Consider the following 18932-nt stretch of genomic DNA (forward strand, 5'->3'; position numbering starts at 1 on the left):
AAACACCTATGTCCTTACCTCATGAAACAGCAGGAGCAGATCTGCTCTTTCTGCGGGAAGAACAGTTGCGGCTGGCGCAAACCCTTATGTTTCTGGCATCGCGCGATATGGCGCAGGCTATTGAGCCTGTTTTGGAAGCAGATGGGTTGGGCCACGCGCATTATCGGGTGTTGCAGGTGCTGGCGTTTAGCCCCGGTATTCCGGTTAGTCGCCTTCAGGCCGTGTTGAGGGTGACAAAACAAAGCCTTGGCCGCACCATGCATGAACTGGAAGCAAGACAGTATCTGGAAAGCCAACCCGGGCGTCAGGACAGGCGGCAACGTCTGCTTTTTTTAAGCCCAGAAGGCAAAGCGGCAGAAGCCAGATTGTTTGCTGTTGTGCGCCATCGCCTTGTAGCTGCGTATCGAGAGGCAGGAGGCGCAGCCGTGGAAGGGTTTCGGCGTGTGATGCGTGGAATGTTATCCGAACAGAGTCGGTCTGTATTGAATGAAGATGCAGCCGGTAAAAAAGGAGGGCGGCATGGAGCATGAGCGCGAGAGTGTGGAAGAAGATGTCGCCCCGCATGTTATTGTGGTGGATGATGACCCGCGGTTACGGCGGCTGTTGCAGCGCTACCTGTTTGAGCACGGCTTTCGGGTAAGTGTAGCGGCTAGCGCAGCAGAGGCACGGCAGACACTGGAAGGCATTCAGCCAGATGCCATGGTGCTGGATGTGACCATGCCGGGTGAAAACGGCTTGGAACTGACACGCGCCCTGCGTGATGAAGGGCAGGAACTCCCCATTCTGCTGCTTACAGCACGCGGAGAACCGGCAGACCGCATTACAGGGCTGGAAGCCGGTGCTGATGATTATCTCGGTAAGCCTTTTGAGCCACGTGAATTGCTGTTGCGCCTGAAAGCCCATTTACGGCGGCATCAACCTGCTCCGGCAACGGATAATCTGCGTATCGTGCGGTTGGGGGATAAAGAGTTTGATCCCGTTCGGCTTATTTTAAGCGGGCCCAATGGCACCATTCATCTTACGGGAGGTGAGGCCGCTCTGCTTTCCGTATTGGCACGTAGGCCCAATGATGTGTTCTCGCGCGAGGAAATTGCCAAGGCGCTGGATATGGCGGAAATTGGAGAGCGCGCCGTAGATGTGCAGGTAACGCGCCTGAGGCGACGTATTGAGCCTGACCCCAAGGAGCCACGATACCTGCATACCATCCGTGGGCGTGGATATGTGCTCAAACCGGGGCTGTAAGACATAAATCATGCGGCGCAGCGGGCTAAAGCTTTTTCCATCCTCATTCTGGAAGTCACGCAGGGTGGAAAAATCCATGCGGCGCGTGCTTCCACGTTCGCTTCTGGCGCGGTCTTTGCTGATTGTATTGATCCCCTTGCTGATCACGCAGGGCATCGCGCTGGAAGTGTTTTACGGCAATTTTCTACAGGTTGCCTCGCGCCGTCTTTCAGATTCGGTCACATCAGAAATTGTGCTCTCATTAAATGCCTTGGAGCGTTTAAAAAAACCGGCAGACAGGCAGTGGTTTGTAGAGCAGGCCCAACAGCATTTGCAGTTGGTAGAATCGTGGCATTCCAATGCACGGCTTAGGCGATTTGGTTCCACCCACGTGTTGGGGCCTATGGATGAAGATCTGGCTCGTGCGCTACGTGCCTCTATCAGCTACCCGTTTTTCGTAAATTGGCGAGAAGATCCCCACACAGTTAAAATCTCCATCCAGTTGCCAGATGGTGTGCTGGATGTGGAAGCCCCGCGTAAACGGCTGGATATGGGGCAGATATGGCTGTTTGTGGCATGGGCGGTTGGCAGTTCTTTGCTCCTGTTTGTGATTGCCAGCCTGTTCATGCGTAATCAGGTGCGGGCTATTCGGCGGCTGGCCCACGCGGCAGAGCAGTTTGGGCTTGGGCGTGATATTGGCCCTATTCGTCCGGCAGGGGCGCAGGAAGTGCGCAAGGCAGCTGTGGCCTTTAACCGCATGCAAGACCGGATTTACCGTTTTGTCTCGCAACGCACGGGCGTTCTGGCTGGCGTATCACATGATTTGCGCACGCCACTTACCCGCCTACGGCTTTCTCTGGATATGATGCCCCGTACCGGCATGGTGCGAGCGGAAGACATTCAGCCCGATGTAGAGGACATGATTGGTGACGTGGCGGAAATGGAGCACATGATTGCCAGTTATTTGGCCTTTGCACGCGGGGAAGGGACTGAAAATGTTGCGGACACCGAAATAGAACCCTTTTTGGAAGATGTGGCTGCTGCAGCCCGGCGCGCTGGTGCGCATGTTTTCTCGGTGCGTGTGGCGCTGGGGTTGCGGGTGCATATGCGCCCAGATGCCATGCGGCGCGCATTAATCAATTTGGTGGATAATGCGCGCCGTTATGCAAAGCATATTAATTTAAGCGCTCAGGGCCGATCAGATGGCGTTGTGATGATGGTAGATGATGATGGGCCGGGCATCCCCCCAGAACGCCGAGACAGCGTTCTACGGGCCTTTGAGAGCGGGCGTGGGGGTGGAACCGGGCTGGGGCTCACAATCTCGCGCGACATCGTGCGCGCACATGGTGGCGAGATGGAATTGCTGGATTCCCCAATGGGTGGTTTGCGCGTCAGGCTATTCCTACCGCGCTAGACCCATGGGCGATTACAGAGAGTTGCCCGAACCAAAGTGGCCTGGCCCCTGATTGTTCATGCCCATGCCGCCAGCACCAGCCGAACCAGCGCCCATCATGTTCTGCATGGGGTTGTAGCGGCCCACATTCCCCAGAATTTGCTGGAGGATGTTGATTTTTGTGCCCGGTGTGGGGGTGATGCTGTTGATCATAGCCACAGAGCGGGAATCTTTTTTGTTCAGTGTGCGCAGGCTTTGCAGGTTCCCGGCATCATCAAACTTCAGCACCACAACCTGCTGCTTGCCGATTCCCGGAAAATCCATGGGAATCAGATATGTGCTCATGGAAATGTAGATCCATGTATTGTCATCAAACGCCCCCTTGGTGGTGGGGGAGCCTAACAGATCCAACGCATCGGCCCGTGTGCTGGCACCGGGGATAAGCTGGTTGTAATCATCCGCTTCCACCAAAGAGCCACGAGGCGTTGGCGTTGGCCCAAACACGGCACAGCCAGAAAGCGCTATCACTGCTGCCAGTGCGCCACAGGTGTTACGCAGGCGTGATATTTTATGCTGGCGTGGCTGCTTCATTCGGTTGGGGCTTCCCTAAGCATAACATTTAAGGCATCCGCGCATCGCGGCCATGTAACAGTCGGATGCCTCAAACTGATACGAAGCGTCAATTACAGAATGGTTTTTTCCATCTGTTTTTGCACTTTACCCCCTTTAGCTTTCCTTCAAAAAGCCCCAATTAGAAAAAGCGTTGCAGAAGGGTGGGTGCCCGTAAGTGTATGCGCCTCTGTAAACGATCTTCCTCTGCCAGCTCAGGAGGCTGCTATGTCTGAAAAACCAGAATTTTCCCGCCCAATGGCATTGCGCCGAATCGGGGGGCAGGAAACAGCAGTGACGGTGGAAGCAACAGAACAGGAATGCGCAGCAATTGCCCGCCGCCTTGGTTTGCCAAAAATTACGCTTTTCCGCTGTCGGTATCTGCTAAAGGCAGACAGGCACAGTGTGGTGGAGGCAGAAGGGGCGCTGGCTGTTCATTATATGCAGACCTGCGTTGTTAGCCTTGAAAACTTTGAGGATGTTCTGGCAGGAGCATTCAGTGTTCGGTTTGTGCCTTCTGAACGGTTTGTAGAACCGGATGAGCCTGATCTGGATGCAATTGATGAAATTCCGTATGAAGGTCAGGATATAGATCTGGGTGAAGCCGCTGTAGAGCAGTTTGCCCTTGATCTGGACCCATACCCACATGCGCCAGAAATTGATCTGCCAGAAGGCCTTGTCCTGAGCGAGGAAGAGGCAGAGAAGCTTCTGGAAGAAGGGGAGCAGGATGAAAAGCAGAACCCCTTTGCGGCCCTGTCTCGGCTCAAACCGGGCAAGGCCTGATCTGGGCGCGGTACGGGTTTTCTTTCTGGATTGCTTGCGAAAAAGCTTGTCGTCTGCTAGAGGCCCCGGCTCAGTCTGGTGATAAACCTGTGTTGTTGTCTGGTGGGGTGAAAAAACACGCTGCCAGGCGTTTTTAAACCGTTTTTCAAGAGGGGGCTCGGGCTCATGGCTGTACCCAAGAAGAAAACCTCGCCTTCACGTCGTGGCATGCGTCGCAGCCATGAAGCTCTGAACGTGGAAGCTTTTGCTGAATGCTCTAACTGTGGCGAACTGAAGCGCCCGCACCATGTGTGCAGCCATTGTGGCCATTACGATGGTCGTGAAGTGGTTGCTTCCGGTAAGGCACTTAAGGTTGCTGTCCGCGCTTAATAGCGTGGGTTTGCGGTAAAACGCGCATTACAGCGTGATGCGCGTTCTGTGGGAGCAAGGCATCTGCGGTATGGCAGAGAAGCAGGCATGAACAAGACCGAGATTCCAGATAATTCCCTTTCTGAACAGGACGAGGTGTTCAGCCTTGCCGTGGATGGAATGGGAGGTGATGGGGCTCCGGAAGTTGTTGTGGCCGGGCTCGCCGCCGCCGCTGAACGGCACCGAGGCATCAAGGTGCTGCTGCTGGGGGATGAAGCCCAGTTGCGGCCTTTGCTGGCAAAGTACCCCAAGGCTGCATCCATATGCACCATCTGGCATACGGATCAGTCTATCCCAATGGATATGAAGCCAACATCTGCTTTGCGGATGCGGCAATCGTCCATGCGCCTTGCCATGGATGCCGTGGCAAGTGGCCGCGCCCGTGGTGTGGTTTCTGCTGGCAACAGCGGCGCCATGCTGGCTTTGGCCAAGATTGTTGTTAAAACCCTTCCGGGTATTTCCCGTCCGGCCATGGCGGCCATCAGCCCTACCATCAAGGGTGATGTGGTCATGCTGGATCTGGGTGCGAATGTGGCGTGTGACTGGCGCAACCTTGTAGAGTTTGCCGTAATGGGTGAAGCTTTTGCCAAGGCTGTGTTGGGGCTGCCTGCGCCCTCTATCGGGTTGCTCAATATCGGTTCGGAAGAACTGAAGGGTGATGAAAAGCTGCGCGTTGCAGCAGAAGCCCTGCGAGAAAGCCCATTGGCTTCGCAGTTCCACGGATTTGTGGAAGGGCATGATATTACCGCAGGCACAACCGATGTGGTTGTGACTGATGGCTTTACCGGAAATGTCGCGCTTAAAACCGGGGAAGGGGTGCTTAAAATGGCAACCACTCTCCTGCGGCGCGTATTTAAGCGTGGTATTGTTTCCAAAATTGGATATCTGCTTGTGCGTCCGGGCTTGGAACGCATGAAGGAGTGGCTTGATCCACGCCGGTACAATGGGGCCGTTTTTGTGGGCCTGAACGGTGTGGTTGTTAAGTCTCACGGCGGCACGGATGCAGAAGGATTTGCTGCAGCAGTTGATGTGGCAATGGATATGGTGACGCACGGATTTAATGACAGTATTCGTGATCGTCTCTCCCATATGAGTGCACTTCTCTCTCCCCAGCAAAATGCGGAGGAGCGCGAGTCAGCGGTTCCCGTTTCCTGATTGGTGCAAGACTGTCTGATCAGTAGCGGCATGTTGGGTCGCTACCGCATGCTGTTGGCTGATAATGAAAGAACGGTTTATGGCGAAACGTTCGCTTCTGGTAGGGTTTGGCGGTTTCCTGCCAGATCGGGTTGTCAGCAATGCAGAGCTGGCAGAACGTCTTGAAACATCAGATGAATGGATCAGAACCCGCACAGGTATTACCCGCCGCCATCTTGTTGGGCCGAATGATACGGCAGCCAGTATGGGGGCAGAGGCCGCACGGCGTGCTCTGGATTATGCAGGGCTGACGGCTGAAGATATTGATGCGGTTTTTGTGGCAACAGCCACGCCAGATCAAGCTTTTCCAGCAACAGCAGTACGTGTTCAGGCCGCATTGGGCATGAAGCGGGGCTTTGGCTTTGATATTGCTGCTGCGTGCTCAGGCTTTATTTTTGCACTTTCCACAGCAGATGCGTTTATCCGCTCCGGCCAGATTCGGAATGCGCTGGTTATTGGGTCTGAAGTGTATTCCCGCATTATGGATTGGGAAGACCGCACAACCTGCGTGCTGTTTGGGGATGGTGCCGGGGCCGTTGTGCTCTCTGCTTCGGATGAGCCGGGTGACCGCGGCATTCTTTCCACGCATTTGCATTCCGATGGTACAGCAGGAGATCTGCTGTATGTGGATGGCGCTGTAGGGCGGCCAGATAAAAGCGGGCATCTGAAAATGAGCGGGCGTGATGTGTTCCGCCATGCCGTTGGCAAGCTTTCATCCTCTGTAGATGAAGCGCTGGAAGCTGAAGGTCTTTCTTACGCAGATGTAGATTGGCTAGTGCCGCATCAGGCCAATATCCGCATTATTGAAGGTGTTGCCAAAAAGCTGAATCTGCCTGCTGAACGGGTAGTGGTTACGGTTGATCGGCATGCCAATACATCAGCCGCATCTGTGCCTTTGGCATTGGATGAGGCTGTGCGTGATGGGCGCATCCAGAAAGGTGACCTGGTTTTGATGGAAGCCTTGGGTGGTGGCCTGACATGGGGTTCTGCTTTGGTAAGGCTATAATTTCAGAACATATTGTAAGCACAACTGCGTGAATGAATTGACGCGGCGTGTAAGCGTGTTACTTTAATTTTTATGGAAACTGTCACACGTGCATCCTTGATAGAGCAGATCTATCAGCAGGTTGGCCTGTCTCGTAAAGAATCCTCCGTTCTTCTGGAAGATGTTCTGGAGACGGTGATGGACGCTCTTGAACGCGGCGAAAGTGTTAAAATCAGCGGATTTGGCACTTTTTCCGTGAGGAAAAAAGGCCAACGGAGTGGCCGAAACCCGAAAACGGGTGAGGAAGTTCCGATTTTGCCGCGTTCGGTCTTGGTCTTTCGTCCGAGTCAGCTTCTGCGCGCTGAAGTAAACCACGAAACGCTAGATGCAGAAGCGGAGCATGATCATGACTGATGAGGCGCATACTTTTTCTGAAACAGGGGCAGAATCTTCTTCCCCCACACCGGAAAATGTAAGCACGAATTCAGCGCCTTCAGAAAAAGGGCCTTTTGCGTTTCGCACCATCAGCGAAGTGGCAGATGAGCTTCATGTGCCGCAGCATACGCTTCGGTTATGGGAAACCCAGTTTCATCAGGTTCGGCCGTTAAAACGTGGCGGTGGCCGCCGGTATTACCGGCCTGCCGATATAGAGCTTTTACGGCATATTGCAGATTTGCTTTATACGCAGGGTTACACCATCAAAGGTGTGCAGCGAGTTTTGCAAAACGGTGGCGTACCTGCTGCCGAAACGTCTGCGCCTGAAACACTCTACCAAGATGAGGCTGAAAAACAGTCAGAAACTGCCGTAGAAGCAGTTGAAACATCTGAAGTTGTTCCAGAAGACTCTGAAAATGTAGAAGATTCTTCTGAAAAAGTGGTTGCTGTGGATGATAACGCATCCACAATCCAGCCAGAGCCAGAGCCAGAGCCAGAGCCAGAGCCAGAGCCAGAGCCAGAGCCAGAGCCAGAGCCAGAGCCAGAGCCAGAGCCAGAGCCAGAGCCAGAGCCAGAGCCAGAGCCAGAGCCAGAGCCAGAGCCAGAGCCAGAGCCAGAGCCAGAGCCAGAGCCAGAGCCAGAGCCAGAGCCAGAGCCAGAGCCAACAGCAGTTGCTGAGGATGCCACAGGTTTGTCACCAGAAATGGAAGACGCGGTGGTGACATTTGCATCTGTTGAGCCGCATCCGCATATGACGGAACTGGTGGAACAGAACCGTCAGCTACGTCAGGATCTGGCAGATGTGCTGGTGGAGCTAGAAGAGTTCCGTAAAAAGCTGGTTTCTTAAAAAATTGTGCTTGGGGTGGGTTGTGTTGCAGAAAACCTCCTGCTAAACACCACTCCACACTTAACGGGCAGTAGCGCAGTCTGGTAGCGCATCAGTCTGGGGGACTGGGGGTCGTGGGTTCGAATCCCGCCTGCCCGATATTTTCTCTGAAAAATCAGTGTTGCAGAACAACCCAAAAGCCTAACCGGCTTTTGGGTTGTTTCCGTATGCCCACCGGCACCACAGCAGATTAAGCGCGGCCATAACGGCTGGCCCAATAAACAGGCCAATCAAGCCCCAGGTTTCTGCGCCACCCAGAATACCCAAAAGCACCCAAAGGAAAGGTAGCTTGGTGCTGCCGCCAATAAGGGCAGGGCGGATAAAATGGTCAGCTGTAAAAATAATCACAGCGCCAACACAAAAGGTTGTAATGGCGGCAACAGAGCTACCCTGCACCAGAATAAGCAGGGAAACCAAGCCAACAGCTATCATGGCGCAAAAAGGGATCATGGCAGCTACGGCAGTAATCACGCCCAATAAAGCGGGATGCGGTGCATGGGCAAATACGTAAATAATGCCAAGCAGCAGGCCTTCTCCAATACCTACCAGCACCAGCCCCTGAACAGAGCCGTGAATGGACGCAACAATCTGCCGTCCAATGCTTTCTCCGCGTTTGCCAAAAGCCCGGCATGAAACCACACGGCACTGGCGAATAACGGAAAGCCCATCCTTATAAAGAAAAAACAGGGTGAGGATGGAAAAGCAGAACAATGTAGCACGATGCGCAACTTGCGAACCCACGGCACGCGTAACAGCCACGCCTTTGCTATCCAGATTACCCAGCATGCCAGAAAGATCACGCGGGTCTGAAAGATGGGCCTGCCACCATTTGCTTATGGCGGCGCTGCCGAAAGGCAGGCGATGAATGGCATCGGGCACAGGCACGCCATACTCACGTGCGTGAGATACCCATTCCAGCGCGCTCTGGGCTTCGCCCACAGCTTCCAGCGTGACGAGCGTAAGCGGTATAACAAATAGCAATGCCATGGCCGCTGTAAATAACAGGGGCAAAAGCGTGCCAGATGCCGCATGGGGCCATTTATTGCAGGCGCGCGTATAAAGCGGCCATGTGGCAATGGCAAAAACGCTCCCCCACGCCAATGCAGGCAGAAAACCCTGAATTGTGTAAACGGCTACCCCTACAATAAACAGCGCCAGAACCGTACGCGCCATTTCCTGCCCCCGGCGAGAGCGCTGGCTTGGTTTGATAAGAGAGCACCGAGGTGAATCCGGAAGAAATTGTGATGGCAATGAATCGGGCATATTCCGGTGTGTTCTCCGAGGGGTTCCGCAATAACATTCTATCTTCAGCATACCTTGTATGCTGTGGTGAGCATAAGTTTAGTTATCAGACCATATCGCGCTATGGCGGTCGTGCCTATGCCATAACCCGATATGCCGCATAAGGATCATATTCCCGTATCTTTTTCTGACACTTTCGTTAGTGTCGCGCAGTTTCCTGCGGCGTAGTAAGAACTGATCCTGTCATGCTTAAAAATTTCCTTACCGTTGGCGGCTGGACAATGCTCAGCCGTATTCTTGGTCTTGTTCGTGATCAGCTTCTGGCTGCCTTTATGGGGGCGGGGGCATTGCAGGATGCCTATCAGGTTGCGTTTCGTCTGCCCAATATGTTCCGGCGTCTGTTTGGTGAAGGCGCATTTAACGCAGCATTTGTACCTTTGTTTTCTTCTGTGCTGACGCGGGAAGGTAAGGAAGAAGCGCAGCTTTTCGCGCGCAGAGCATTAGGTGTCATGCTGGTCTGGCTGCTGTTTTTATGCGTGCTGGGCGAAATTTTTATGCCGCAGGTTCTTAAGGTTATCGCCCCCGGTTTTTTGCAAAGTGGAGATAGATACGCCCTAGCTGTCAGTTTAAGTCGTATTACTTTTCCTTATCTGGTGCTGATTTGTGCTGCGGCTTTATTGGCTGGCGTTCTTAACGGCTTGCATCGGTTTGGTGTGGCCTCGGCGGCATACTTGGCTTTCAATGTGGTGGGGATTGCAGCCATTCTGCTGGCTTCGCCCTTTTTGCCAAATGTTGCTTACGCTGCGGCATGGGGGGTAACGGCATCTGGTGTTGCACAGCTAGGTTTGTTGTTCTGGGCGTGTGAGCGGGCGCATTTTGGTCTTACGCCTTTGTGGCCGGCTCTTACGCCCCGTATACGCCTGTTGCTGCGCCGTATGGTGCCGGGGCTGATAGGCAGCGGCGTTGGGCAGATTAACCTTACCATTGATACCATTATTGGCACGCTGCTGCCCGCAGGCAGTGTTTCCCTCATGTATTTTGCAGATCGGATTAACCAGTTGCCGTTAGGGGTTTTGGGAGCCGCTGCCGGTACCACGCTGTTGCCTATCCTGACACGCCATTTAGCGGCAGGAGAAACAGATGCAGCCCATGCTGCACAAAATCGGTCCATTGAATATGTGTTGTTGCTGACACTTCCAGCTGTGGCCGGTTTGTTAGTGCTGGCTGGGCCTATCATGATTGTACTGTTCGGCCACGGATCTTTCACAGAGCATGATGCGCTGCTTTCGGCACAATCCTTGCGGGCTTACGCTATTGGCTTGCCCGCTTTTGTAATGGTGAAGGTGCTCTCTCCGGCATTTTTTGCACGAGGCGATACGCGCACACCGGTTTACATTGGTATTGGCGTTCTACTGCTTAATTTTGTGCTCAATCTATTGTTCATGAAGCCGCTCGTTCACATGGGGCCACCTTTGGCAAGCAGTTTGGCTGCTTTTATCAATGTGGCTGTGTTGGCATTTTTACTGCGGCAAAAAAATGCCCTGCTTCTTGCGCCGGAAACATTGGGCGGTATTGGCCGGGTGGGGCTGGGTGCTGCTGTTATGGCGGTACTTCTAGTGGGGTTGGAAACCTTGTTGCCGCTACCAGCATATTTCCTCATGCGCCTGATGTGGCTGACAGTTATGGTCGGGCTTGGGGGCATATTTTATGCGGGTATGTTGCATGTGCTGGGGGTTATGGACTTGGCAGATGTGCTGGCAGGCCTGCGCAGGCGTTTAAACCGTAAACGCGCCTGACGGATGTAAGGAATAAGAGGAGCCGGGGATGGTTGAGATTGTTCTGGCACATCAGGTTGATCTGGCAACATGGCGGGCTGCTGCGCGCCATTATGTGCAAAAGCAGGTGCTTCCTGAAAGTATAAGCTGGCGTGTTGCGGGCAAAGGGGAAGCGCCTTGGAAGCTGGAAGCCCCAGAGTCCGCAGATAATGATGCTCCTCTTAACCTTCCACGCAAGTTGGTAACAGCCGTTCTGGAGGCATTGCAGGCGCATTACCCTGAACGTTTCGCGCTTTTATATCGTGTTGTTTATCGTTTTGCGCATGGCTTGCTGGATATGGAGGATCTGCGGGAAGATCCAGATATTCAGCGGCTTCGAGAGCTTGTGCAAAATGTTAAGCAAGAAACGGAGCAATTTCGTCTGGCTTTCTCGGCATTCAGTGCGCAACGCCAAGGTAAAAGCCTACACTACACGCCGCAGAATTATATTGTGGAAGCAAACGGACACTTCTTCTGTGTAGAGCGCAATGCCCAACCGTGGGAGGTGATTACACCTTATCGGCGTATGTGGTGGGATGGAACCCAACTCCATTTCGCGCAGGGTGAAGCAGAGGCCGCGCACGTATCTGCTGAGATGTGGCAGAAAGACGGGCAGGGTATCTGGCAGGGTTACCCCAATACTGTGCTGATGCCGACGCTAGAAGATGTTGCACAGGCACCTTCTCTCGCGTCTCTGTCAGCAGAGGCTATGGATTGTAGAGCCTGCTCCTTATGGCAACCAGCTAACCGCACGGTTTTTGGCGAGGGTGCAGAAAATACGCCTCTGATGTTTGTTGGTGAACAGCCAGGAGATCAGGAAGATCTGGCAGGCCGCCCATTTGTGGGGCCTGCTGGGCAGGTGTTTGATAGGGCGTTGGAAGAGGCTGGCATTTTGCGAGATCACGTTTATGTGACAAACGCAGTAAAGCACTTCCGCTTCACATGGAGAAACAACAGGCGCCTTCATCAAAAGCCAGATCAGGAGTCTGTCGATGCCTGCCGAATCTGGTTGGATGCAGAGCGTAGGCTGGTACATCCCAAGCTGATTGTTATGTTAGGTGTTACGGCAGCACAGAGTCTTCTCAAGCGGCCTGTTACCATCTCGCGTGAGCGTTCGCGCGTATTCCAGTTAGATGAGCAGTGTTCGGGACTGGTAACAGTGCACCCATCTTATCTGCTGCGCCTGCCGAATGAAGAAGCCAAAGCACGTGAATACGCACGCTTTATAGAAGACTTACGCTTGGCACATAGTTTTATAACGCAGCAGTCAGACTGATGACCGTGAGCGCTTATTGCTGGCAGCAGGCTTGTTCAGGCGCTGATGTAGCTCTTTACCTGTTTTAAAGAAGGGAACGAGCTTCTTGCCAACCTGCACTTGCACCCCTGTTTTGGGGTTGCGGCCAATGCGTGGGTCTCGCTCTTTTACAGAAAATGCACCAAACCCGCGTAATTCTACACGGCTACCTTCTGCAAGGCTGCTGGTAATGGTGCCAAATACAATATTTACAAGTCGTGTTGCTTCTTTCAGCTGAAGATGCGGATTTTTCTGCATCAGGGCTGTAATCAGCTCGGATCTGGTCATCTTAAGTTCTCCCACCCGGCTGTTGTGTGTACAATAATGATACTCAGAACATTCCGTAATGATGAAGAAGACGTCAAGATAGAAAAGTCTGACGGTATGAACCAGAGAAATACCGCCAGACCTTTTTGGCAATCAGTTTTTGCAGATTTTATGCTGCAGGAGACTTCTTGCTGCGGCGGCCACGGCCATTCTGTTCTTCTTCATCCCCAGCGGCATGAATTTTACGACCGAGGCCAATTTCACGCGCAAGGGTGGAACGACGTTCTGCATAGTTAGGCGCAACCATCGGGTAGTCTGCTGGCAGGCCCCAACGTTCACGGTACTGTTCAGGTGTCATGCCATAAGCGCTCTGCAGGTGGCGCTTCAGCATTTTCAGCTTTTTCCCATCTTCCAGACAGATGATGTAATCTGGAAATACCGAGCGCTTTACCGGAACTGCTGGCTGCAGTTTTTCCGGTTCATTCTGCGGATGTTCAGCTGTTTTCAGTGCCTGATAAATATCACGGATCATGCCCGGGATAAGTGCGGGGTCTGTCTGGTTGTTGGAGACGTGTGCAGAAACGATCTCTGATACCAGATCAAGAAGGGGAGAGTAGTCCTGGTTCTCACTCATGATAAATCCAATAGGAATTTGGTGTGAATATCTGCACTCCATACTCCTTTAACTGTAGTTTGTGAATGGTGAACTCACAATTTCGGCGCATAATTGGCCATAAAAGAACATTATTCAAAGCAATGCCTGAAATTTGGCGTGTTTCAAATAATAAACAAACGGTAATATTTGGTGGGTCTGTAATCGTCCGTTCGGGTTTATTGTTCTGCTTGGCGGTGTGCGCTCGTTTTATGTAAACGCAGAAATATCATCTCCGGTTCCAATAAATATGTGCTGCTATGATTTTCTGGAATGTTTGGTTTTTACATAATATCCAAGTAAAATATTATAATAACGGATAAATAGGATAAATATTGCATATATCTATCAGAGAAAATTAAGCATAAAAGTAGTTCGAGTGCTTTGGTGAGTGAAGGCGATAGAATATGAAAATAAAAAAGCCTACCCCTGAGAATAAGGGCAGGCTTTTTTAGTGTATGATATTTGGTAAGGCGATGATATTTACCGAATACCTAATTCACTCATAAGAAAATCACGGAAAACAGCAACGCGTTTGGAACTACGCAGCTCTTCCGGATAAACAAAATAAGCATCTACAGTTGGAGTGGTAATTTCCGGCAGGATCTGAACCAGATCAGGAAATTCTTTTGCGGCGTAAGTTGGGATAGACCCAATGCCCAAACCAGCGGCAATAGCAGAGGCCATGGCAGCCATGCTGTTAACTTCTAGCCGAGCAGTCTGTGTGCTGCCATCGGTGCGGCAGGCCTGAGTCAGCCAGTTAACATGTGCAACCGGAGGATGGTGTTCACCAAACAGCACCAGCTGGTGTTCTTTGATTTCCTCCAGAGATTTCGGCATGCCGTATTTCTCGATATAGAGAGGGGCAGCAAAAATTGGCAGGCTAAAATCGGCCAGATGGCGCTGGATCAGGTCTGGCTGTATGGGTGCATGCATACGCACCGCCACGTCAGCCTCCCGCATGCCTAAATCAAGATCATTATCTTCCAAAATCAGGCAGATATCTATTTCGGGGTTATCTGCCATAAAGCGATGAAGCCGCGGCATAAGCCAACAGTTACCAAAGCCGGTGGTTGTGGTTACGCGCAGCCGCCCGGCTGCCTTTTCCTTACTTTCGGTCAGCAGTGTTTGCGTCATTTCCAGTTTGGAAAAAACTTCGCGCACGGTTTTATGAAGTGTTTCACCCTGTTCCGTCAGGATCAGGCCGCGGGCGTGCCGATGAAAGAGAGGAACCTGAAGGACGTCTTCCAGCGCGGAAATCTGCCGTGATACGGCAGATTGGCTAAGGTTGAGCACATCCCCCGCGTGGGTAAAGGAACCGGCTTCTGCCACTGCATGGAAAACCCGGAGTTTGTCCCAGTCCACGCATGCCTCCTGCAAATTGAATGAAGTTACAAAAACACAGCCGTGTTTTATGCGGTGTATTACGTGCAGGAATTGGCCCCCTTGGTCAAGGGATGAAGCCGTTTTCTGTTAAGTTATCAGCTTAAGCCTGCAAGATAACGTTCCGCATCCAGCGCTGCCATGCAGCCAGTTCCTGCGGCTGTTACGGCTTGGCGATATGTTTTGTCCTGTACATCCCCCGCGGCAAAGACTCCGGGCACAGAAGTACGCGTGGTGCCGGGTGCGGTTTCAATATACCCTTCAGCATCCAGTGTAAGTTGATCGCGGAAGATGGCGGTGTTGGGGGCATGGCCGATTGCAATGAACACACCATCTGTCGGGATTGTCTGTTCGCTGCCATCTTGCGAGTTCTTCAGCCGTACGCCGCACACTGTTTCTGGCGTGCCATCGGCTAGAATATCTTCCACAACACTGTTCCAGATAACGGAAACCTTGGGGTTGGCAAAAAGCCTGTCTTGCAGAATCTTTTCTGCCCGCAAGCTATCGCGCCGGTGTACCAAGGTGACGTGCGCAGCATGGTGGGTAAGGTACAGGGCTTCTTCAACAGCAGTATTGCCACCGCCTACAACCACCACATTTTTCCCGCGGTAGAAAAAACCATCACATGTGGCGCAAGCAGAAACACCAGCGCCCTGAAGGTGCTTTTCACTTGGCAGGCCCAGCCAGCGAGCCTGAGCACCTGTGGCAACAACAACTGCGCGCGCTTTGTAAATGGTGCCCGAATCACCTGTCAGAAGGAATGGTGAACCCGCTTTGAAATCAACAGATGTAATAATGTCGTATTCAATACGTGTGCCAACATTCTGCGCCTGCTCAGCCATTTGTTCCATTAGCCAAGGGCCTTGTATGGCTGTGGCAAAACCGGGGTAGTTTTCAACTTCTGTTGTAATGGTGAGCTGGCCACCCGGTTGCAGCCCGGCAACCAGAACAGGAGAAAGGTTGGCACGTGCTGCATAGATGGCAGCAGTATACCCGGCCGGCCCTGCGCCAATAACGAGCAGATCAGTTGTAATGGTTTCAGCCATATTGGCAGCGCTCCCGCATATGGAAATCCAGCATACAGGCCGCTGTAATGGGGACAGCCTGCATGTAACTGTTGGAAGCATATGGCTGCCACATGGGTTTTGGGCAAGGGCGTGTATCTTTAGGTGTTTGCCGCCGGATGTGCTGCATGGCATATACTCGCGCGAGTTGAATTGGGGTGCATGCCTCTTGTGCAGGATGGATCAGGAAACGTGACAGATCTGGACGCAGTTGATCTTCGCATTGTGGCAGAGCTTCAGAATGATGGCCGCATGACCAATGTGGAGCTGGCCCGCCGTGTCGGTATTTCCGCACCTCCATGCCTGCGTCGTGTCCGGCGTTTGGAAGAAGAACGCATTATCCGTGGCTATCATGCAGAACCCAATGCTGCAGCTTTGGGGTGGCCCATTACCTTTTTTGCGTTGATTGGTCTGGAAAGCCAGAAAGAGGCCATTCTGTGCAGTTTTGAGCAGCAGCTGGCCCAATGGCCAGAAGTGCGCGAATGCCACATGATCCGCGGTGGGGGAGACTTTCTTGTCCGTTTGATTGCGCGTGATGCCGCGCATGAAAACCTGCTGACCAAACAATTGACAGAAGCACAGCACGTAATACGTGTGCAAACCTTGCAAACCATTCGGACAAGTCTGGAGCGTTGGGGTGTGCCAGTACAGGTTGAGGAGGAAGGGCAGGCCCCGTGACAGACCATCAAACGGTTTCAACTGAAGCCGTTGTAAAGGGGCCGGATATTAGCGTGGTTGTGCCATGCTACAACGAATCGGCAAATGTGGTGCCTCTTGTTAAAGCTTTGGAGCGGGCGCTAGCGGGCAGGCGGTGGGAAGTTATTTTTGTAGATGATAACTCGCCCGATCATACCAGCCAGCGTGTGCGCGATCTGGCCCGGAATGATGCACGCGTGCGCGGCATTTGCCGCATAGGGCGCCGGGGGCTTTCATCTGCTGTTATAGAGGGTGCGCTCTCTTCATCCGCGCAGGTTGTGGCGGTGATGGATGGAGATCTCCAGCATGACGAATCACGCCTTGGCGAGCTGATAGATGCTGTTCTGAACAACACATGTGATGTTGTTGTTGGGAGTCGGCATGTTGAGGGTGGCAATAATGCTGGTTTGGCCAATGCGTGGCGGCATGCGTTGTCTGATGGCGGTATCTGGCTTGCACAACGGGTCTTGCCGGTAAAGCTGACAGATCCGATGAGCGGCTTTTTTGCATTAAGGCAAGAAACATTCGCCGCAATTGCCCCGCGTTTGTCTGGCACAGGTTTTAAAATCTTACTCGATTTACTGCTTTCTGCCCCCAAACTCCTGCGTGTGCAGGAGGTGCCTTGCGGGTTTCGCCCACGTGTGGCGGGGGAAAGCAAGCTGGATGCGTTGGTTATGCTCCAGTTTGCCGCACTTCTTTTGGATAAGTTTGCCAAAGGCTGGGTACCTTTGCGGTTTGTCGCCTTTTGTATGGTCGGGCTGGCAGGCGTTGGCACAAATTTGGTGGTTATGCAGTGCGCCCGCTTGGTAGGGGCACATTTTTCCGTGGCGCAGGCCATTGGCACTGTTGCCGCCATGATTCTGAATTTCTTTCTGGATAACAATTTTACGTATCGTGACAGGCGCTTGCGTGGCTGGGCGTGTATGCGTGGGCTTGTTCTCTTTATGTTGGTGTGTTCGGTTGGCGCGTTGGCGGATGTGGGCATTGCCCGCATGATTTACGGTCAGAATCATATGCTTAATGAGGCCAGTCTGGCGGGTGCCATTCTTGCTGTGGTGTGGAATTACGCCATGTCTTCAACCGTTGTCTGGCGCTCGTGATCGTAAAAACAGCAAGCCACACGCGTGGTGCATGGATGTGCCTGATAGCGCTGGGGCTGCTTACATTGCTCCGGCTGATTCTGGCCGCATGGATCCCACTTTCTCCCGATGAAGCTTATTACCGTCTCTGGGCTTTGGCTCCGGCTGCGGGGTATCTTGATCATCCGCCCATGGTGGCGCTGTGGATGCGCATTGGCATGTTTTTTGCGGGTGATACCGCAGAAGGCCTGCGTTTTATGGGGCCTGTTTCTGCCGCGATTGGCACGATTCTGTTGGTGCAGGCTGCACAGCAATGGCTTCAATCTCAGAAAGTATTGGCGGAAAGTTCCAGCAGGTTCGTAACGGCTGTTAAGCCCGGTATTGTGCTGAACAGCACATTGGCCGTGGGGCTGGGCACGCTCATCATGACGCCAGATACACCGCTGGTGTTTTTTATGGCCTTGCTGCTGTGGAGCGTGAGCAACCTGCTTTCTGGTAAGCATCCCGCATTCTGGTTGCTGGTGGGGCTTTCTGCCGGACTGGGGTTTGATAGCAAATATACGGCGCTTTTACCTGTAGCCGGTTTGGGCATGTGGTTGCTGGCAACGCATGCGGGAAGGCAATGGCTGCGCACGCCATGGCCTTGGCTGGGTGCTATGGTGGCGGTGATATGTATGGCCCCTGTGGTAGAGTGGAATGCCACACATCACTGGGTCAGCTTTCTCAAGCAGGGCGGCCGGGCAGGGGATTGGCAGCCCGCCCGTATATTCACCTTTATGGGGGAATTGCTGGGCGGCCAGGTTGGTTTGGCATCTCCGCTTATCTTTGTACTGTTCGTGGTGGCCGTAAAATATTTGCTTAGGCTGCGGGATCAGTTCGCCCAGCTCTTGCTGTGTATGATCTTGCTGCCCGTGGTTGTTTTTGTGCAGCACGCCATAGGCGCGCGCGTGCAGGCAAACTGGCCTGTTGTGCTGTATCCCGCTCTTGCCTTGTCTGTAGTGTGCGTACCGTATCGGTGGTGGAAGGCCGCCTGCGCGCTTGGCGTTGCCATGTTTGTTGTGGTGGTCGGGCAGGCTTTGTGGGCCCCCGCACATCTTTCGCCTCATTTTGACATGACGTTACGGCAAATGGGCGGCTGGCCTGAATTTGTGCAGACCGTAGAAAACCAGATTTCACCTGATGCTCTGCTGATCGCAGATGAATATGGGCTTGCGGGTGAATTGTCTTTTTATGCGCAGAATCGCGAAGTGCTAGTGGTTGAACCGAGATGGCAGTTTTTTGCGTTTCCGCATTCTACATGCGGGGTGGAGGGCTATTTGCTGCGTAGCCGCAGGCGGCATGATCAGCCTGATGCCGCGCTTTTTGATGTTCTCGCGCAATATCCAGATATTTCACGCAGCCGCCGTGGTGCTGTGGCCGATAGTTATGCAGTTTATCGCGTAAGATTGCGCTGCTTGGGGAGCGATGCGGTGCGGGAAGATACGGCAATATTGCCTGCCAATAGGCGTTAGGTGCGTGGCTTCCTGC

The 18932-nt window shown here is 53.0% G+C and carries 20 protein-coding genes and 1 tRNA gene; 15 read left to right on the top strand and 6 right to left on the bottom strand.

The features are described 5' to 3' along the window. Positions 1-8: 8 nt before the first annotated feature. Genes ABNV41_RS02990 through ABNV41_RS03000 form a run of 3 tightly spaced genes read left to right on the top strand, consistent with a single transcriptional unit; the run spans position 9 to position 2635 of the window. A complete protein-coding gene (locus ABNV41_RS02990; RefSeq protein WP_349934975.1) occupies positions 9-530 on the top strand; it encodes a MarR family transcriptional regulator in 522 nt (173 codons plus the stop codon). After that, positions 520-1242: a response regulator gene (locus ABNV41_RS02995; RefSeq protein ID WP_003623943.1), complete on the top strand. Its 723-nt coding sequence runs from the start codon at positions 520-522 to the stop codon at positions 1240-1242. The genes ABNV41_RS02990 and ABNV41_RS02995 overlap by 11 nt, the downstream gene beginning before the upstream one ends. Before the next feature lie 10 nt (positions 1243-1252). Continuing rightward, a complete protein-coding gene (locus tag ABNV41_RS03000) occupies positions 1253-2635 on the top strand; it encodes an ATP-binding protein (protein ID WP_050820113.1) in 1383 nt (460 codons plus the stop codon). Between the two features lie 12 nt (positions 2636-2647). Here ABNV41_RS03000 and ABNV41_RS03005 read toward each other — a convergent pair whose 3' ends face one another. After that, positions 2648-3205, bottom strand: a complete 558-nt coding sequence (locus tag ABNV41_RS03005; protein WP_087651945.1) for an outer membrane protein assembly factor BamE — start codon at positions 3203-3205, stop codon at positions 2648-2650. A gap of 246 nt (positions 3206-3451) precedes the next feature. Between ABNV41_RS03005 and ABNV41_RS03010 the strand changes: the two genes are divergently transcribed. The 7 genes from ABNV41_RS03010 to ABNV41_RS03040 all read left to right on the top strand — a co-directional run bounded on the left by ABNV41_RS03010 (position 3452) and on the right by ABNV41_RS03040 (position 8013). Further along, a complete protein-coding gene (locus ABNV41_RS03010) occupies positions 3452-4006 on the top strand; it encodes a DUF177 domain-containing protein (RefSeq protein WP_197687333.1) in 555 nt (184 codons plus the stop codon). Positions 4007-4171: 165 nt separating this feature from the next. Continuing rightward, complete coding sequence (gene rpmF, locus ABNV41_RS03015; protein ID WP_006116507.1) at positions 4172-4375, top strand: 50S ribosomal protein L32; 204 nt, start codon at positions 4172-4174, stop codon at positions 4373-4375. 87 nt (positions 4376-4462) lie between these two features. Further along, complete coding sequence (plsX, locus tag ABNV41_RS03020) at positions 4463-5569, top strand: phosphate acyltransferase PlsX (RefSeq protein WP_349934976.1); 1107 nt, start codon at positions 4463-4465, stop codon at positions 5567-5569. A 64-nt stretch (positions 5570-5633) separates the two neighbouring features. Beyond that, positions 5634-6614 (top strand): beta-ketoacyl-ACP synthase III, encoded by a 981-nt coding sequence (locus ABNV41_RS03025; protein ID WP_087651947.1) that lies wholly within the window; start codon positions 5634-5636, stop codon positions 6612-6614. Between the two features lie 72 nt (positions 6615-6686). Continuing rightward, positions 6687-7007, top strand: coding sequence for an integration host factor subunit alpha (locus ABNV41_RS03030; RefSeq protein WP_003623929.1), 321 nt, complete (start codon positions 6687-6689; stop codon positions 7005-7007). Continuing rightward, positions 7000-7875, top strand: coding sequence for a MerR family transcriptional regulator (locus ABNV41_RS03035; protein WP_349935087.1), 876 nt, complete (start codon positions 7000-7002; stop codon positions 7873-7875). Before ABNV41_RS03030 ends, ABNV41_RS03035 begins: the two co-directional genes overlap by 8 nt. A gap of 64 nt (positions 7876-7939) precedes the next feature. Next, positions 7940-8013, top strand: a tRNA-Pro gene (locus ABNV41_RS03040). A gap of 42 nt (positions 8014-8055) precedes the next feature. Here the strand turns inward: ABNV41_RS03040 and ABNV41_RS03045 are convergent. Then, positions 8056-9228 carry an AI-2E family transporter gene (locus tag ABNV41_RS03045; protein WP_349934977.1) on the bottom strand — a complete coding sequence of 391 codons (1173 nt, stop codon included), beginning with the start codon at positions 9226-9228 and terminating at the stop codon, positions 8056-8058. Between the two features lie 173 nt (positions 9229-9401). Here ABNV41_RS03045 and murJ point away from each other — a divergent pair, with 173 nt between their 5' ends. Together murJ and ABNV41_RS03055 are read left to right on the top strand one after the other, a co-directional pair. Beyond that, on the top strand, positions 9402-10952 hold the full coding sequence (gene murJ, locus ABNV41_RS03050; protein WP_087651949.1) for a murein biosynthesis integral membrane protein MurJ: 1551 nt from the start codon (positions 9402-9404) through the stop codon (positions 10950-10952). Between the two features lie 28 nt (positions 10953-10980). After that, entirely contained in the window at positions 10981-12246 is a 1266-nt protein-coding gene (locus tag ABNV41_RS03055) for a UdgX family uracil-DNA binding protein (protein ID WP_349934978.1), read from the top strand. Here ABNV41_RS03055 and ABNV41_RS03060 read toward each other — a convergent pair. From ABNV41_RS03060 to trxB, 4 genes are all read right to left on the bottom strand, one after another. Continuing rightward, positions 12238-12552, bottom strand: coding sequence for an integration host factor subunit beta (locus ABNV41_RS03060; RefSeq protein ID WP_050820106.1), 315 nt, complete (start codon positions 12550-12552; stop codon positions 12238-12240). The two genes, ABNV41_RS03055 and ABNV41_RS03060, sit on opposite strands and share 9 nt — an antisense overlap. Positions 12553-12700: 148 nt before the next feature. Beyond that, positions 12701-13207: a MucR family transcriptional regulator gene (locus ABNV41_RS03065; protein WP_280114338.1), complete on the bottom strand. Its 507-nt coding sequence runs from the start codon at positions 13205-13207 to the stop codon at positions 12701-12703. A 459-nt stretch (positions 13208-13666) separates the two neighbouring features. Continuing rightward, on the bottom strand, positions 13667-14548 hold the full coding sequence (locus tag ABNV41_RS03070) for a LysR family transcriptional regulator (protein WP_050820104.1): 882 nt from the start codon (positions 14546-14548) through the stop codon (positions 13667-13669). Between the two features lie 116 nt (positions 14549-14664). After that, positions 14665-15612, bottom strand: a complete 948-nt coding sequence (trxB, locus tag ABNV41_RS03075) for a thioredoxin-disulfide reductase (protein ID WP_050820103.1) — start codon at positions 15610-15612, stop codon at positions 14665-14667. A 180-nt stretch (positions 15613-15792) separates the two neighbouring features. On the opposite strand from trxB, the gene ABNV41_RS03080 reads away from it, so the two are divergent. Genes ABNV41_RS03080 through ABNV41_RS03090 form a run of 3 tightly spaced genes read left to right on the top strand, consistent with a single transcriptional unit; the run spans position 15793 to position 18916 of the window. Further along, positions 15793-16308 carry an Lrp/AsnC family transcriptional regulator gene (locus ABNV41_RS03080; protein WP_050820429.1) on the top strand — a complete coding sequence of 172 codons (516 nt, stop codon included), beginning with the start codon at positions 15793-15795 and terminating at the stop codon, positions 16306-16308. Then, positions 16305-17426 (top strand): glycosyltransferase family 2 protein, encoded by a 1122-nt coding sequence (locus ABNV41_RS03085; RefSeq protein WP_050820102.1) that lies wholly within the window; start codon positions 16305-16307, stop codon positions 17424-17426. The genes ABNV41_RS03080 and ABNV41_RS03085 overlap by 4 nt, the downstream gene beginning before the upstream one ends. After that, complete coding sequence (locus tag ABNV41_RS03090) at positions 17423-18916, top strand: glycosyltransferase family 39 protein (RefSeq protein ID WP_050820101.1); 1494 nt, start codon at positions 17423-17425, stop codon at positions 18914-18916. The genes ABNV41_RS03085 and ABNV41_RS03090 overlap by 4 nt, the downstream gene beginning before the upstream one ends. The last annotated feature ends 16 nt before the right edge of the window (positions 18917-18932 follow it).

The organism is Acetobacter sp. A11-2 (assembly GCF_040208445.1).
GTDB lineage: Bacteria > Pseudomonadota > Alphaproteobacteria > Acetobacterales > Acetobacteraceae > Acetobacter > Acetobacter oryzoeni.